The 16,084-nt window shown below is 39.2% G+C and carries 13 protein-coding genes and 3 tRNA genes; 6 read left to right on the top strand and 10 right to left on the bottom strand.

The window, feature by feature from the left end:
- Position 1: 1 nt before the first annotated feature.
- A complete protein-coding gene (locus tag SNE25_RS04725; protein WP_321563940.1) occupies positions 2-1,381 on the top strand; it encodes a RagB/SusD family nutrient uptake outer membrane protein in 1,380 nt (459 codons plus the stop codon).
- Positions 1,382-1,419: 38 nt separating this feature from the next.
- Here the strand turns inward: SNE25_RS04725 and SNE25_RS04730 are convergent, their stop codons facing one another.
- The 8 genes from SNE25_RS04730 to SNE25_RS04765 all read right to left on the bottom strand — a co-directional run bounded on the left by SNE25_RS04730 (position 1,420) and on the right by SNE25_RS04765 (position 9,281).
- Entirely contained in the window at positions 1,420-1,758 is a 339-nt protein-coding gene (locus tag SNE25_RS04730) for a hypothetical protein (RefSeq protein ID WP_321563941.1), read from the bottom strand.
- 4 nt (positions 1,759-1,762) lie between these two features.
- Positions 1,763-2,230, bottom strand: coding sequence for a MauE/DoxX family redox-associated membrane protein (locus SNE25_RS04735; RefSeq protein ID WP_321563942.1), 468 nt, complete (start codon positions 2,228-2,230; stop codon positions 1,763-1,765).
- 335 nt (positions 2,231-2,565) lie between these two features.
- Complete coding sequence (gene mobC, locus SNE25_RS04740) at positions 2,566-4,512, bottom strand: conjugal transfer protein MobC (RefSeq protein ID WP_321563943.1); 1,947 nt, start codon at positions 4,510-4,512, stop codon at positions 2,566-2,568.
- Positions 4,513-4,522: 10 nt separating this feature from the next.
- The gene (locus SNE25_RS04745) at positions 4,523-5,758 is read right to left on the bottom strand and encodes a relaxase/mobilization nuclease domain-containing protein (protein WP_321563944.1); all 1,236 of its coding nucleotides are present in this window, start codon (positions 5,756-5,758) and stop codon (positions 4,523-4,525) included.
- Positions 5,725-6,135, bottom strand: a complete 411-nt coding sequence (locus SNE25_RS04750) for a plasmid mobilization protein (RefSeq protein WP_321563945.1) — start codon at positions 6,133-6,135, stop codon at positions 5,725-5,727. Before SNE25_RS04750 ends, SNE25_RS04745 begins: the two co-directional genes overlap by 34 nt.
- Positions 6,136-6,309: 174 nt before the next feature.
- Positions 6,310-6,576: a hypothetical protein gene (locus tag SNE25_RS04755; protein WP_321563946.1), complete on the bottom strand. Its 267-nt coding sequence runs from the start codon at positions 6,574-6,576 to the stop codon at positions 6,310-6,312.
- Between the two features lie 70 nt (positions 6,577-6,646).
- Positions 6,647-7,252, bottom strand: coding sequence for a ParA family protein (locus SNE25_RS04760; protein ID WP_321563947.1), 606 nt, complete (start codon positions 7,250-7,252; stop codon positions 6,647-6,649).
- 286 nt (positions 7,253-7,538) lie between these two features.
- A complete protein-coding gene (locus SNE25_RS04765; protein WP_321563948.1) occupies positions 7,539-9,281 on the bottom strand; it encodes an MOSC and FAD-binding oxidoreductase domain-containing protein in 1,743 nt (580 codons plus the stop codon).
- Positions 9,282-9,466: 185 nt separating this feature from the next.
- On the opposite strand from SNE25_RS04765, the gene SNE25_RS04770 reads away from it, so the two are divergent.
- The 5 genes from SNE25_RS04770 (at position 9,467) to SNE25_RS04790 (ending at position 12,331) form a co-directional block, all read left to right on the top strand.
- Positions 9,467-10,117, top strand: coding sequence for a TMEM175 family protein (locus SNE25_RS04770; RefSeq protein ID WP_321563949.1), 651 nt, complete (start codon positions 9,467-9,469; stop codon positions 10,115-10,117).
- A gap of 1,137 nt (positions 10,118-11,254) precedes the next feature.
- Positions 11,255-11,755, top strand: coding sequence for a hypothetical protein (locus tag SNE25_RS04775; RefSeq protein WP_321563950.1), 501 nt, complete (start codon positions 11,255-11,257; stop codon positions 11,753-11,755).
- A gap of 331 nt (positions 11,756-12,086) precedes the next feature.
- Positions 12,087-12,160 (top strand) — tRNA-Pro (locus SNE25_RS04780).
- A 13-nt stretch (positions 12,161-12,173) separates the two neighbouring features.
- Positions 12,174-12,246 (top strand) — tRNA-Ile (locus tag SNE25_RS04785).
- Between the two features lie 8 nt (positions 12,247-12,254).
- Positions 12,255-12,331 (top strand) — tRNA-Cys (locus tag SNE25_RS04790).
- Between the two features lie 266 nt (positions 12,332-12,597).
- Here the strand turns inward: SNE25_RS04790 and SNE25_RS04795 are convergent.
- Together SNE25_RS04795 and SNE25_RS04800 are read right to left on the bottom strand one after the other, a co-directional pair.
- The gene (locus SNE25_RS04795; protein WP_321563951.1) at positions 12,598-14,487 is read right to left on the bottom strand and encodes a leucine-rich repeat domain-containing protein; all 1,890 of its coding nucleotides are present in this window, start codon (positions 14,485-14,487) and stop codon (positions 12,598-12,600) included.
- Positions 14,488-14,522: 35 nt separating this feature from the next.
- The gene (locus SNE25_RS04800) at positions 14,523-15,977 is read right to left on the bottom strand and encodes an RtcB family protein (protein ID WP_321563952.1); all 1,455 of its coding nucleotides are present in this window, start codon (positions 15,975-15,977) and stop codon (positions 14,523-14,525) included.
- Positions 15,978-16,084: the final 107 nt, after the last annotated feature.

Genomic DNA, 16,084 nt, shown 5'->3' on the forward strand with positions numbered 1-16,084 from the left:
TATGAAAAGGATAACAAGAATACAGCTACGTAGGTATCTGCAGTGCTCTCGCGTTTTTTTATTTATAATTTTATGCATCCCAATTTATTCTTGTAATAAATACTTGGACGCCAAACCAGATCAATCTATTGCTACACCGACGACGATTGACGACGCCGAGGGCATATTAAATAACTACAATTTTATCAATGCCCGATATCCATCGGCATCTGAGGTAAGTTCCGATGATTTTTATCTAACAAAACCTGATTGGAGCACGTTGGCAGACGCACCTCGTAACTATTACACTTGGCAAAAATATGATATGATTGGAGGTGATTATAGTTCACCTTATTCAACCATTGAGTATGCAAATATCATTATTGATGCACTACCCAAAATTGTAACGACAGATGTGACCAGGAAAAACATTGTTCAGGGAAGCGCTTTATTTGTTCGTGCATTTAATCATTATTCTTTATCACAGCTATTTGCCAAGGTTTATGATAAAAATACGGCAAATGTGGACCTGGGAATCGTATTGAGGCTTACCTCAGATATCGCCGTTAAACCTGTACGGTCAACAAATACAGAGACTTATAATTCTATTATTATGGACTTAAAACGAGCAGTAACATTATTGCCTGCAAATACAGTTCAGAAATTTAAACCAAGTAAAGCAGCAGTATATGGCCTGCTTGCCAGAGTTTACCTTTCCATGAGTGATTATCCAAATGCTGGTTTATATGCCGATTCTGCCCTTAGTTTTTATAATAAATTGATTAATTATAATAATGTAAGTACAACCGCAACGGTCCCATTTGTTCAATTCAACGATGAAGTTATATACGACGCCCGCACATCAACGCCAGCGGCATTGTCTTCTTCCAAAGCCAAGATCGATACTTTACTTTATGGAAGTTATTCAACGAACGACTTAAGAAAAACTATTTTATTTAAAACAAATGCGAATGGTAGTCACGCATTTAAGGGTAATTACACCGGGCAGAATAATGCGTCTTTATTTACAGGTATTGCAACGAATGAACTGTATCTTATAAAAGCAGAAGCTGATGTGCGAGGTGGAAAATCAATGGGAGCGTTGCAAACAATTAACAATCTCTTGGTAAATCGATATAAGCAGGGTACTTATGTTCCTTATGATACTTCCGATCCCGGGCAGTTACTTCTATTTATTTTGCAGGAACGGCGTAAGGATCTGCCATTTAGAAGTCTGCGATGGACAGACCTGCGACGATTTAGTAAAGAGTCAAATTATAAAGTAATATTATCAAGAAATTTAGAGGGGCAAACATTTCAACTCCCTCCGGGCGACCCCCGATATGTATTCGAAATTGACCGGAATGCAGTTAACGCAAGCGGACTTGTTCAAAACCCTTAATTTAAAATGGCGGGAATAACTTCCCGCCATTTTACTTTTTATGGTTTCATGTCGATATTTCCGTCTTGTGGCGCATGTGCAGTTTGCGAATCCCATAGGTTAGCACTTTCATCGTCAAATTCGCTGGAAATCGGTTTTGAATTGACAGGTTGGGCAGTTGGCAATGTAACACCACAAACATTTGTGGTAGCGCCAGAACACGGATCAGAAGAGGTAGCTATATAGTTATTGAAATTTTGTATATCACCCTGTAAATGTGAACTTGAGCTATACACATAAAAATTACTATTAACTCTTTTAACATTGGTAAAAGCACTAAAACTAATAGCCATTGCAGCGACAACCAAGCCCAAGGCAATTCTTTTGAAATTTTTCATTTTCTTAATTTTTTAAAGATGTATTTAATTTAACTAACCGGAGGGCAATTATGGCTAAGACTATAAAAGCGAGATTAAACCATAAATGCTGTGACCAGCTTAACTTTTCGATGGCTCCTCCACAATGGCAAGGCAATGTATTTTCCCAAATCATTGCACTGGCGATATAAGCAGTAAATGCCGCCATCACCGCAATAAAACTATATAAGCCATACTTTGAGGTTTGAGGAAGCAGTAACAAATAAGCTACAATTAACTCAATGGACGGAACGGCATAAGAAATAGGAACAGCCATGTATCTTATGAACTGTACCTTTAACAAACCATTTAAAAAACGATCGTGATCAACGGTCTTTGCATAGGCGGTATATAAAAATAAAGCCATACTTAGCCAGCTAATAGCGATTGCTAGCCGCTCTCTTACCTGCTCGGATATTTGAATTCTTCTGTGACTTTTTATTACACTTTCCATTATAAATAGGATTTGCTCATCATTAATTAATAGATAACTTTTGTTATCAGCGGGCGAGTAGCCCACAACTTTGAATTCTACTCTGTGTCACTAAGGTTCCTTTCTTTTTTGTATTATCCAGGGGATGGATAAGTGATTGGTAATTGGTTTACGAATCAAAGGAACCATAAAAAACGAGGTGAAAACAGGTACAAATTGGGTAACGGTTTTGACCCTTATTTAATTAATACTTTGGGTGACTTTAATTATTACGCAATTGCATTGCAGGTTATTTATAACATATAGAGGCTTATTTACGCTGGAAAAAGTCACAACTGTTTATCCCCTGTGTTCACTTAAACTTTTTCGTTTTGGAGTGAAAGCTCTTGGTTTATGATTTGCTGAATATCATTTTTAATATCCAGGTAATTAGCCATGATCATATCACTGTCGATCTGCCGGATATTAGGAATTTTTTTATAATTCTGTTCCTCAATTTTCATTGCCGCATGGTCATTGATGATGGAGTTGTGAAATACTTTTAAATCGATTTTATTATTGGGATCGTCGGCAACTAAACCTACAAACTCACCTGAAGAAAGAGTTGATATTTTTGAGGCAGGTACAGCAAAATCTAATTGAGTTGATTTATTAATTGAGGTATCCTGGGAATTAATAGTAACACTTTGCCGCTCCTGTACAATTTTGCCAAACCTTTCACTTAATTGTTTAGAAGTATCTCCTGTTACTTGACCGGAAACGATATTGCCCACGATATTCATAATCACTTCTGCCTGATCTCTTCCGTAGTCCTTTTTTAACTGGCTATAATCTTGAACTGCTAAGGTAGTTGCTACCTTATTTGAACGAGCAGTAGCAATCAGACTATCTATATTATTAAAATAAATGGTTGGGAATTCGTCAAAAATAAGATTGCTTTTTAGTTTGCCCTTTTGGTTTACCAGTTTGATGGTCCGGGAGATATACAAGCTTAGCACAGCGCCGTAGACCTGCTGCTTCATTGGGTTGTTCCCAATACAAATAATTTTGGGGTCTTCCGGATTATTGATGTCTAATGAAAAATCATTGCCGGATAGTACGTAATATAAGGAAGGTGAGACCAACCGAGCCATACTAATTTTGGCACTGGCAATCTGACCTTCTAATTGATCATAGGCCTCGTTTTTCCAGGCCGAGATAAATGGATTAATAAGCACCTCAATTTCCGGCTCTGTTAAAAGCAAGGCAAAAAGATATTTGTATTCGACCTGAGCTAATTCAATAGCATGCGGCAATGTACAATATTTCCCTTTCTCATATTTGCGCAGGAACCAAAATAAAGCGGTTACGAAGTTAATCGGCGACTCTACAAAGAAGTCTCCTTGCTTTTTTATCCACTCTCTATTTAAGCCCAACATGAAGGTTCGGGATGATTCCATAGCATCTGTTATATCTTCCATCCGGCCAGGGTCCAGTGGGTTACAACGGTGTTTGATGTTATCAAAATCAATGAACCAAATAGTTGGTCTTACTGTATAGTTCCCTGCGTATTTTAAAAGAGCATTATAGGCGATTACCGAAAGGTCATCAAACTTGAAGTCATAAATAAGCATACTGAAACCCTTTTTTATATGTTGGGTAATAATATGCCTGATTACAAAGTAGGATTTACCTGCACCAGGACTACCCATAATTAACGAACCACGAAAGGGATTGATAATATTTATCCAACTGTTTCGTGTTTTCCCCTTCAAATTGTATTTGGCGGGGAGGTTTATTGAATAATCGTTTTCCAGTTTCCTTTCCTCCTGGGGAAAGGTTTCGTTATCCTTATTGAATACATCCTGATTTAGTTTAACGTCAATGATTCGGAACAATAAGCTGATTCCGGTAATTATGAGCATAAAGCCAATACTGGTTAAAGCGATATATATAACTCCCAGATAGAAATGAGCTACCTTGATATTAAATAGTACTCCGCTTAGGAAATAGATCAAGAACCCGATCACTGTATAGGTAAGCGCTCGTTTTAACCGAACATTTTCGTCCTTTTTTCCTTTGCTACCAATCAGTGAGGCGATTAATAAAATTACAGCGAAAAATTTAACCTCTAGCGGATTTTGAAAGATCTTTAGTTTATAAATGTTTATCAAAACCCGATCGACGATTGGATAATTTATATGTAATTCGAAAAACACATCGTAGCATGAAAAATAAAAATGCAGGATCAAAATGAGTATCCCCAGATACCTGGTAAAATCCATGATCTTTCTAAGCGCTTGTTCATTTTCTCCAGTTTGCATAATCTTAATTTTATAATTTTAGCTTTTTCTTTTTCTTCTTCTTTTTTTGTTCAAACGGGATCCCGTTTATGTTGCCCTCTGTGGGACTGAGCAGATCATCCCAGAATGTTTCTCTTGATTTGGCTAGGTTTGATACTTCCCCCTTGAAACTTCCCATATTATCGTTAACTGCGCCCGTTTCTCCGGAACTTGTAGAAGATACGGCTGACTGAATTTGCGCTATTATTGCAGCGGCGCTATACCCTCCCAGATCGCTTCCATTAAATACTACCTTATTCTTGTGGTCAACAAAGGTGACCCCATAAATTCTACCCTCGGTGTTTTCACGGATGACGGCTCCTATTTGTAAGCCTTTTAGTTCGGAAACGAACTGTTCCATTGTTCTCGCTTTCCTTAAAGCGACATCTACTCGGTCTTTTACTTGCTTTTTTAAGGGTCTCCGTAGGAATTCACCGAGATGAAACTGCTGCTCTAAATATTTTAGTGTTGGCTTTTTATAGATCGCACTGGCCTTAATAGGAACACCCAGCTTTTTCGCTTGACTATCTAATGGCCAATATCGAAGTCCTTTAAGATCATACATTACGGATTGTTTTTTTCCGCGATCTGCTTCTATGTTATAGCCTTTTAAAATGGCATTAAATTCTGCTAAGCTTGTAAATTTATATTGACGAATGATTTCATTTACCACATTCGTAATGCCCCGTTTTGTATCTGTAGTCCCATACTCTAACGGCGCTATCTGAGACCGTAAAATTTGTTTGTTCTCTACATCTTTCAGGTCTGCTCTCACCAAGTCAAAGTCTAACTCGATTTTTTTTCTAGCCGGTTCTGAAACTAGGCGACCAATATTATGAAGGCTTATTCGAGTTCCATTTGGTTGAATGTTGGTAGACACAATATGTATGTGCGGATGCCCTGCATCGAAATGTTGGTACACTAAATAGGGTTGGTTACAGAAACCAATCTCAGACATATAGGCATCCGCGATTTCAATTAACCGTTCAGTAGGTATTCTTTCAGTGACGTCAAAATTCAAAGAAAGATGAACCGTATTAGTTTTTGTGCGTTGGTTTCTTTCGGCCAAATCTGTTAAACGAAATAGCTTATCATTAAAACAAAGCAAATCCTGGTCTTTTCCATAGGAAGCTGCAGATATAAGCTTGGCTTTTCCCGCCTTAACCTTATGCTCATTATAGTTAATGGCACCAATTATACTTTTCCCGCTTTTAATTTTTGCGACCATAAATCAGAATATCGACTAATGTGTTCTTTTATTTCTGTGATGGAGGGTTCCAGCTTTCCATTAATTACCGTTAATAAATTCATCCATAATCTTGTATCAGGGTGGCCATGGGCACTATTAATATTTTTAACCGCCTGATTCAAATTGTTGCCTATAAAGTTTAGCTCCCGTCTTAGCTGAATTAATTCTTCCAATACCTCATCCATAGATTTATCCCTGTAAACTATGGTAACAGGTTTTCCCAGAATCATGGCGCGACCGTATTCACTTAGGTTTTGAAAGGTTGATTTTTTAAAATCTTTGCTAAACGCTTCTTCTTCGCTGGGCTTCAAACGAACCTTAATCCACTTCGACCTATTTTCATTATTTTGCTCCATTATATTGTTCTTTACAAACCGACTCCGGAGGTTTGCAATAACCCCGAACCGACTTTGGAGGAAAGGGCAAGATCCGTTTGTGGTACAAACGTACATCTTGCTAACTGCAGGAAAACAGCAGTTTAATCCCCTTAACTATAGTCTAAATTGACATGAAATCCCTTTTTAAATCTATCAGTCCGAAATTGTTTTAGGTGGCTTTGTATCAAGGAAATAGCGGATAGCCAAGATGTTAAGATCCTTTAGCGAAAGATCTTTTTCAATCCCGTAAGATTTCATCCTACGCAATAACGTCTTTGGAATCCAAGTATTTAGCTGCGCTTCCTCCTCTTTTTCCGTCGAAGCCTCTTTAACGGGGTGAACTTCTTGAATAGGGGTTTTCGCCGGCTCCTTCTTTAGCTTTTCGGCTAGGTTACCCAATTTATTTTTGTAATCTTCCATGAGTTTGAAATCATTCTTGTAATTATGTAAATGCAGATTTCTGTAATTGCATTTTCCTATAATTACATATTTATGCACTTATGTAATTGACGATTTCTTCAGCCAACGAAGTAAGCTCTTCCTTGGCTTTAAGGTCGGCGCCATTTAAAACGCCGGTGGTGATCGCCGATCGGGTTATACTTACCCGGTCATGAATTCGGGTATTTAATACAGGAATGCCCATAGCCCCCAGTAGGTCGTATACATCTTTAGTAATGCCGGACCTATGTTTAACCATGTTCAAGACAATGCCCGCTTTCAGATCTGCTTTTTTAGCTTGAGCGAACTTGACTAATGCTAATGTCGCACGAATGGCCATGACGTCAAAAAAGCCTGCCTTTGTAGGAATCAAAACATAATCGGAAATCATAAATAGATCGCTCAGCTTATTAGATAAATAGGGAGGTGTATCAACAATAATAAGCTCATGCTCCAGTTTCGGAATATCTGTGATCTTTTCTGCAAGGAAAATATCCAGTCCTGGAAACTCTTCCTTTACGTGATAAATACTACCCTGGAGGTCAGAGTCAACTAAAGCGACTTTTAATTGATCCTGAAAACACAATGCCAGGTTCAATGCGATTGTGCTCTTTCCTACGCCACCTTTTTGATGCGCAATGGTGATGATCTTTGCCATGTTACATAAATCTAAATTGTTATAATTCAACATTTGTGTAATTCTGCATTTATAGAATTACAGAAGCAAAAGTGAGATTTAGTAAAGAGCAGAACATCCGATATTATCCGACTCGGACGCAATAAATTTTAGAAACCATGTATGTCATCGCCTATCGCTGTTTCGACCTCGTCAAACCACTCAGGTGAGAAGCAAAGCGTCGAACTGTTCGCTTTTAAAGTTGATGAAATATTACCGGGCTCCTATATTCACAACTGGTAATTAGTGAAACTCCTGGTTGATAAACTTAAAGGTCGAGGTCGAGGTCAGAAAAAGGAACCGAACAACAGATAAGCAGTCTGCCTGTAGCAGGAGGATCAAGGGGCGGGGATGTGTATTTGATCTTGCCATCCAGCAAAGAGCTTTCGCACCGGTGACAAACGCCGACACGGCAGGACCAGTGAACAGGAATGTCGCAGGCCTCTGCAGCTTCAAGTATATTATCATACCGTGGGCTCCAGTGGAATGCAATATTGCTCTTTGTAAAGTTGATTAGCGGTCCTTTACCGTCATTGTCAGGCGGAAGATGCGGCTTTAAATCAGCCACGGTGCTGGCCGCGTAATCTCCGAATATCTCTGATTTAATTTGTGCGTCGGAAACGCCAAGAGCGACTAGTGCGGCTGTCGTATCAGAAAGATAACCCGGAGGTCCACAGAGATAATACTCGCAGCCCGATGGTAAATTCAGGCTTTTTAAAACAGACAGGCTAAGATGCCCCTGAAAATCATAATGTATTCCAATTTGTTCCCCTTCCGCCGGTTGACTATAGACCTTTAACGCGTGGAAGGCGCTAAGTCGGGACCTTATTTCTTCAACCTCCTTTAAAAATGGATAGCTGCTCTCATTTCGTGCAGAATGGATCCACCAGATTTCCCTTGTGGGCATGTTCTCTTCAAGGGTATAAAGCATGCCCAGCATTGGTGTGATCCCGACGCCGGCGCTTAACAATACTACAGGACACTGCAGGTCTGACAGAATGAATTCGCCCCGGGGAGCGCTTACTTCAAGCGTATCGCCTTTTTGTAGTTGATCATGCATATAGGCGCTGCAAAGCCCATCCTTCTCCCGCTTAACCGCGATGCGATAGCGGTCGCCGCCCGCCGGCCCGCAAAGCGAGAACATCCTCGTCAAAAGAGCCTTACCGCGCCCTGCGGGAATCCTGATGGCGATATGTTGTCCGGGTAAGAAACTGGCCAAAGACTTCCCGTCGGCCGGCCGAAGTTCAAATGATTTGATGTCTGTTGTTTCCAGATGCGAATCGGCTATGACAAACTGCCGGTAGCCTGCCCATGCAAGCGGACGGCCGTTTACCCCTGAAAGGCCGGTATTACCCTCGGCAATCCCTGCCTGTGAAGATTTCAGCAGGTCTTGGAATGATTGACGCCAGCCATCGCTTAACGCAGGGATATTTATAGCCCTGACTAATTCTTCCGTAGGATGGTTTTTTGAATACAATAAAGAGTCCACATCTGCGATGCTCATTTTACCTGGGCCGTCTGCTATCTTTTTAATCAGATCACCTGCAGCGATCTCTCCTTCCCGGATAACGCGAAAATAAAAACCAGGTCGTTTGTGAGATACGAGAAGTGCGGGCATTTCAGGAACGCCCATACTTATCCCCACCCTGTAGCAAGTCACTCTCGGCTGCGTAACCTCGAAAATGGCGGTCCCTATCTCATAATGGTCTCCGATATATACCTCTTTGTCAGCTAATCCCTCCACCGTAAGATTTTCACCAAATTGCCCATAAAAAAGATCTTCACGGTTCAATTGCTTACTCCAATAGTGATAAGATTCGGCCTGGTACACCATAACCGCACGGTGCTCGCCTCCATGCCCGATCAGATCAGTCTGGCAATCCCCATCTATATTCAGGCGCCTGACGGTGACCTTTCCTTTCACCGGCTTTTTAAATATAGAGGTTTTGATAAGTTTTCCCCGGAATTCCACTTCTTGTGACATTCCGACATTTATGGACAAAACTTTCATGATAATTAAATTTTACATAATAAATTTAACGATTAAAAACCAAATTGACATGCCGCGCCAAATTCAGATCAGAAGTTACCGGCTACCCTTTGATTCTAAACGATTGATATAGTATGACATTTAGAAAAACAGTTTTTTTATATTTATGAAGATTGCGTAGTAATTGAGGTAATTGGGAAGTTGATATGACGATTCAAAAACAAAGAATGCTTGACAAGAAGCAGAGCAAACAAATAGAAAAGGACGATAAATTCTCTGAATTTACACCTGAGCGTATAAACGCTTTTTCTGATGGTATTTTTGCCATTATTATCACTATTATGATACTGGAGTTGAAACTTCCTTCAAGTCCGACATTCAGCGCATTGTTTGCGGAATGGCCCACCTGGGTCAGCTACTTGGCGAGTTACATTTTCATTGCTATTGTGTGGATAAATCACCATTATCTGTTAAAGCATTCGACTATGGCACGTTTACCACTGATGTGGGCCAATTTTGCGCATCTTTTTTCCGTTTCATTGGTCCCTTTTAGCACCAACTGGATGGCTGAAACGCGCCTGCGGTCAGTTCCGGTTGTGATGTACGGATTTGTATTCCTGCTGGTGAATATCACTTATCTTTTACTGATACGGGAAACGGTGGCTGCGAAAAAAAACGCGGACATGCCAAATGGCACCAAAAGATTATTCCTTGTGCGGTCGGCATTAACCATGCTGATTTTCGGCAGTGGAATGGTTGTCGCTTTATGGTATCCCTACATTGGGTTCGGAATGATCTGCGCCTGCCTTACACTCTATTTGCGTCCTGACGTGCCGGCTATAAGAATGAAAGTGTAAAAAACTGAAGCTGACACTTGCGGATTGGAAGAAGGCTGTAACTATTTCAGACGATTTCTTAGACCAGCGTTTGAATTTGTTTCAATGAACATTCTTACGATTAATCGCCGCTTTTCGACTTTTGCAGAATTAAAGGTTCTTGTAAAAAATTTTAAACCAACGTTTTGATCTATGTATTTATAGAAGTGTATTTTTACATAAATACAATTATCTACATTTATGCATTTGGAGATTTACATAACAGACACCACCACTAAGTGGTGGGCGTACGTTAAATTTTTTTCTCCTCGCGCTCTAAATAATAATACTCTAATACCTCAATAAGTCTGGCATATTTTCTTCTCCTCATTAAATAGCCCACATAGCTACGCAAAATGATCCAACTAAAAGCGAGTATACTACATAGGGTTAATAAGTCTCTGTTTAATCGAGCCAAGCGCGAATTGTTTAAAAAAGAATACAAGCATGCCATAACAGTCAACGCCAAGCAAGTAGAAAGCAGCTTATAAAATAAGGGAAAGGTATAAGGCTTTTCATCTACCTCGCGCTCTTTCAGCATGGTTATGAATAACATTAGCTTTTCATTACTGATCGTCGGAAAATTAGAAAAAAAAGCTTTTGTTAGAGACAGCCTATTAAATAGTGAATTGACCTTTCTTAATTTTTCCTGGTCAAAATATATGAGTTCCTCCAATATCATATCTACATCAAAGATAATTATAATTACGTTTAAGCTTCCGTTTTGAAGTTAAAATCGAATATCGTTGATGCAATTCCATCCTTTATTTGTACATTTGAAATAACAAAAGTTCTTTTAAAATTTACTCAAAAACACTTGAAAATTGCTGATGTCCATATCGGTGACTATAGAATTTCAAAGTTTATAAATACTTGATATTTAATCAGTTATGGATGCGACCACGGTCCCGTCCATTCCGCCAATTCAATAATGAAAACAGTAAAAACCCCTCAGATGACATCATCTGAGGGGTTTTTCATTTTCAGGGCATACCAAATTATTCAGTTTTCGGATCAAGGAGAAAAAGGCGGATATTAAAAACCGACCGCGACAAACAATTATTAAAACTTGATTGGGAGCGTGATGCTATCACGAACGACCCTGATTACGCAACGGTAGTGCCTTTAACCGAATCCTACCAGAAAGGATGGAAGCGTTTATTTGTACTAAGCCCCGAAGTTAAGAAAAGTGATGAGGCCGAATTTTACCAGCAAATACTGAACGCGATAAATCAGGTTCAGTATCATTATGACGCGTCATTTAAAAAGCCAAAACGCAAAGGCCACTGGCATAGATATTGGTTTGATGAGTTACCAAAATTAACAATGATAAGTAGCCGCGACTGGCAAGTAAACAAAGACCAATTAAGCGACGAGCAGCGTGCCTGTTTTAAACTGGTTAAGTTTTGGGATGAGCGCACGTACCGGTGGAGTTATTACTACAAGTTTATCATGCCCGAATTATTTAAAATATCCATAGTGCCGCACATTATCGACACCATAACAATTGGCGACGCCCTCCTGGAGCAGCGCCTTGGCTGGATTGACAACCACATAGAAAATAATAACCTTTACTGGAAATTGCGCAAGCTACAGAACGGCAACCGCTACAAAGGTTAGAAAGATGGCACTGAAAAGTTGAAGTATAAAAATATATTGAAGAATAAAGGGAGGTTTGGTTATGAGGATGTTTAATAGACGTACCCGAAGAGAGACTCGAACTCTCTAAAGGCACACCCACATAAACAAAGATAGATTAATATTTTACAGAAATTTCTTTGTTTGTAAAAAATAATGTGTATCATTGCATCATGAAAACAACAACAATACAATGTTCTATACCCCAACTGATTTATCAGAGAGGATAGGCTATGTATTGACTTAATATAACAAGATACTTGAATCCTCTTAGAAAAATCTAAGGGGATTTTTTGTTTTAGGGAGTTTTTTCAGGGTAGTATATCAATTGGTCAGATTACCACATTTGGGATGTGGAGGCTCCCGGTTCGAGTCCGGGTTACCCTACTTTGTTTGGTAAGGAAATATAGCTCAATGGTTAGAGCAACACCCTTATACGGTGCCGGTTACAGGTTCAAGTCCTGTTATTTCCACTATTGATGGTCAGTTGCCCGAGTGGTTTAAGGGAGTCCTCTGCAAAAGGATTATTCGCAAGTTCGAATCTTGTACCGACCTCCAGATTTTCCTATGGTGCAACGGTAGCACGTCAGATTCTGGCTCTGAAGATCGTGGTTCGAATCCATGTAAGAAAACTTGATTTTATTATTGTTTTTTTTTGTTTGATCCGGTTGAGAATTGGGTAAGGGAGAGGCATGTTTAAAATAAAGAGATTTCTTTATTTTAAACATGCGCTTTTAAGCAATGTGTACCGCAAGCGTCCCGGTTGCGGTAGCAGGAGGTAATGCTTGTTGTATTGAGTAATATACTTCAAACTATGAGATCATTCAATTACATGCTTTTAATAAAATATTAAATAATAAAAATGTTATTGCAATTAGTTTCAAAATGTAAGGCATCTTCCATGTATAGTCAGTAGAATTGATATGATTATAACTTCTCCCACTATGGATCGGGACAACATTATGAGAATAGTTCCTCCGATAATAATCTACTAAATCAAAAGCAGGAAAATTACTTTCCGCTATGTTTTCATTTATATTATTTCTGTACTTACTTAATTCTTTATATAAAGGGTACTGAAAAGGCGATCCTTTGGTTACTAACGTCTTATAAATATAAAGTACTTCAGATATTGTTTCCCGTCTTAAAATTCTCTTTCCTAATATAAATATAATTTCAGGGTGTCCTTTTTTAGAACCTAATTCGCCGCTTATAAAATATTTAATGTATTCCTCATGTAAAATATACTTATAGTACTGCTTATGATTACTCAAACTTTCCAATATATCTGCTTTATCGATAAACGAAGTTTGTGTAATAATCTCTTTTAACTGTTTAAAAATTGTTTTAATTTCAGCATCATCTACAACCAGCTCTCTCTCTTTATTTAAAAGGTTTGCCAAGCAGTTTACACAGCAAATGATATAATATTTCAAGTAAAAAACATCTTTAGGATTTGTAGCGAGTAATTGCTCAAACCGAATTTTTAAAGTTTTCTTGCTGATATCATTAATATAAAAGAATGCTAATGCTTTGTCATTCTCTCCAAGTGTTAAATAATAGTCAGCAACTTTTTTGTTAAGAACGGTTAAAAGCTCCTGATTTTCTTGTTGACTGTAATAATATGATACAAATATTTTATTCCCAAAGTCATTTTCGCGCAGGTCTACACTCATTAATTTAGGAAACAAGTCAGCAATAAATGGCTCCCTGATATTATTATCTCGTAAATAAATATAATTCAAGCCCTTACAAGCATAAAGTTCATCAATGCCTGTTATTTGATTATGATCAAGATTTAAATTCGTTAATTTTTTTAGTGACTTAAGGAAAGATACATTACGAATATTACAATGTTGAAGATGTAAAAAACTTAACTCTACTAACCGGCTTATAATTTTACCTTCAAAGTTTTTCACCGGGCCAGCACTTAAATAAACAAGCTTTGACGCATATTTAACCGGCTCTAAATCTGTTACCGAAACCCCTTGCATAAATAAGTTTTGCAAGTTGGGCAAACAGCTTAACGGCGTAATGTCAGTAACCGGATTGTGGTTAAATGACAGATGTTTAAGTAATGCGATAGAGGATAAAAAATTCAGATTACTTACATTGTTATTGTTAAAACTCAATTGCTCTATCTGATCAAACCCCGCAACAACTGATAGATCATTTATTTGATTATGATCAACAGACAGTGCCCTTATTTTTTTGCAATAAAGCAAAGGAGATACATCATTGATCTGGTTGAAAGAAAAATTAACAGTAACTAATTGTTGATGTCCCTTGAGCACATCAATACTTGCTATTTTACTCCCTGATAAACATATATCAACCAGATTGGTTAATTGTCCAAGCACTGTAATGTCACTTATTTCGGCATTAATTATTGCTAAATGAGTTAATTGCTTCAAACCTGCAAGTGCAGAAATATCATCTACTTTACAGCAATCATCAAGTGTTAGCCGCTCCAGGTACTTAAAATTTGAAAGTCCACTTAAATCAGTGATTGTGTAATTGCTTACTTCAACATCTAAATTTTTTAGGTGAATGAATGGGCTTAGTGCTTGTAGCAGGTCTCCGTTAAACTCAAACTCAATGTAATCACAATCGTACAAGCAAATTCCGATAATATGACCTTTATCATTCAATTGCAGATCATAAAACACGTCATCAATTTTCAGATTGGTTTTAAAAACTTCTAATTCTTTCATGAAATTACAATTATCGTTACTTATAGTATGTTCGATCAATCCTCCGGCTTCTCCCTCGCATCCGCCATCCTTACTATTCTCGGTTCAAACTTGGCCAATACCTCTACCAGATCGTTTTGCGCGGCCATCACGGTATGAATGTCTTTGTAGGCCATTGGCGCTTCGTCCACGTCGCTACCCATCAGGGTTATGCGTTTATCGATTAAGTTGGCGGCAATAGCGGCTTTGTCTAATGTTTTAAAGGCTGCGCTACGGCTCATAGCCCTACCCGCACCATGACTGGCCGAATTAATGCTTGCCGCATCGCCTTTACCACGGACTAAAAAGCCGGGCGTACTCATACTGCCGGGAATAATGCCCAACACGCCTTCGCCGGCCGGGGTGGCACCTTTACGGTGTACCATAACTTCGGTACCGTCGGCCAGTTGTTCTTTCCAGGCAAAGTTATGATGGTTCTCAATCATGCTGATAGGCTTAACACCAAGGGCACGGGCAATTTTATTATGGATCTCGTGGTGGTTAGCACTCGCATATTCGCCGGCCAGGTTCATGGCAATCCAGTATTCCTGTCCCTCGTCCTTATCCAGATCTAACCAGGCCAAATGTTTGGCCTCGGCAGGGAGCTTGGTTTTGGTCATGGCTATACGGCTGTAATGGTCGGCCACAGTACCCCCAAAACCACGTGAGCCGGAGTGAGACAGCAAGGCCAGATATTTACCGGCAGGAATATCGTTTAAAGCACCTCCGGTTAAAGTCAATTCGCCCCATTCCACAAAGTGGTTGCCGGTACCGCTGGTTCCTAATTGGGCATAAGCTTTATCTTTCAACGAGCGGATCACCTTGGTTTCGCCCCAGGTTTTGCTATCAAATAACGAGCTATCAAAATACGACTTGGTAGTACAACCTATACCAAAGTAGGTATTATCAACCAGTATATTTTTCAGTTTGTCGGTTTCGGTATCAATGGCCTCGGCAGGTATATCAAAAATACTTAAGCACATACGGCAGGCAATATCAACCCCGACAGCAAACGGAATAATCGTATTTGCGGTGGTCGCCAATACGCCACCAATAGGTAAGCCATAACCCTGGTGCGCATCGGGCATTAAAGCACCGGCAACAGCTATGGGCAATTGCACTGCGGTACGCATCTGTGCTAAAGCACCCACCTCAATATTCTCTAATCCCCACACCGGGAAGTTGGCTATCTCTTCTTTCAGCTTAAAATTGCTGCGTTCCTGCTTTATAAATTTGCCTTCTTTACGTAATGCGATTACATCTTCGGCCAGGTTTTTAAACTTGCCTCCCTTTTTTAAGGCGTAAGGCATAGGGTCGTCAATTACAGCTTCCAAATTGGCCAGTATCTCGGCTTTACCCATAACGTTGTGTTTAAGCAAACCATTAGCCACACGACTAAAGTTTACCAATACTTCCACATCATTAATACCCAAGGCTTTCAATTCATTATTGCCTATTTTTTCCTTTTCCATATCTATAGTGATAAATGAATTTACAATTAAAAGTCTCCGGGCCAAAAAACCCTCTCTCCGGATCAAGAGAGGGGACGTTTGTGAACAGGTTTAGCCTTTCGACACTA

This window comes from Mucilaginibacter sabulilitoris, from assembly GCF_034262375.1.
In the GTDB taxonomy this organism is placed as follows: Bacteria; Bacteroidota; Bacteroidia; order Sphingobacteriales; family Sphingobacteriaceae; genus Mucilaginibacter; species Mucilaginibacter sabulilitoris.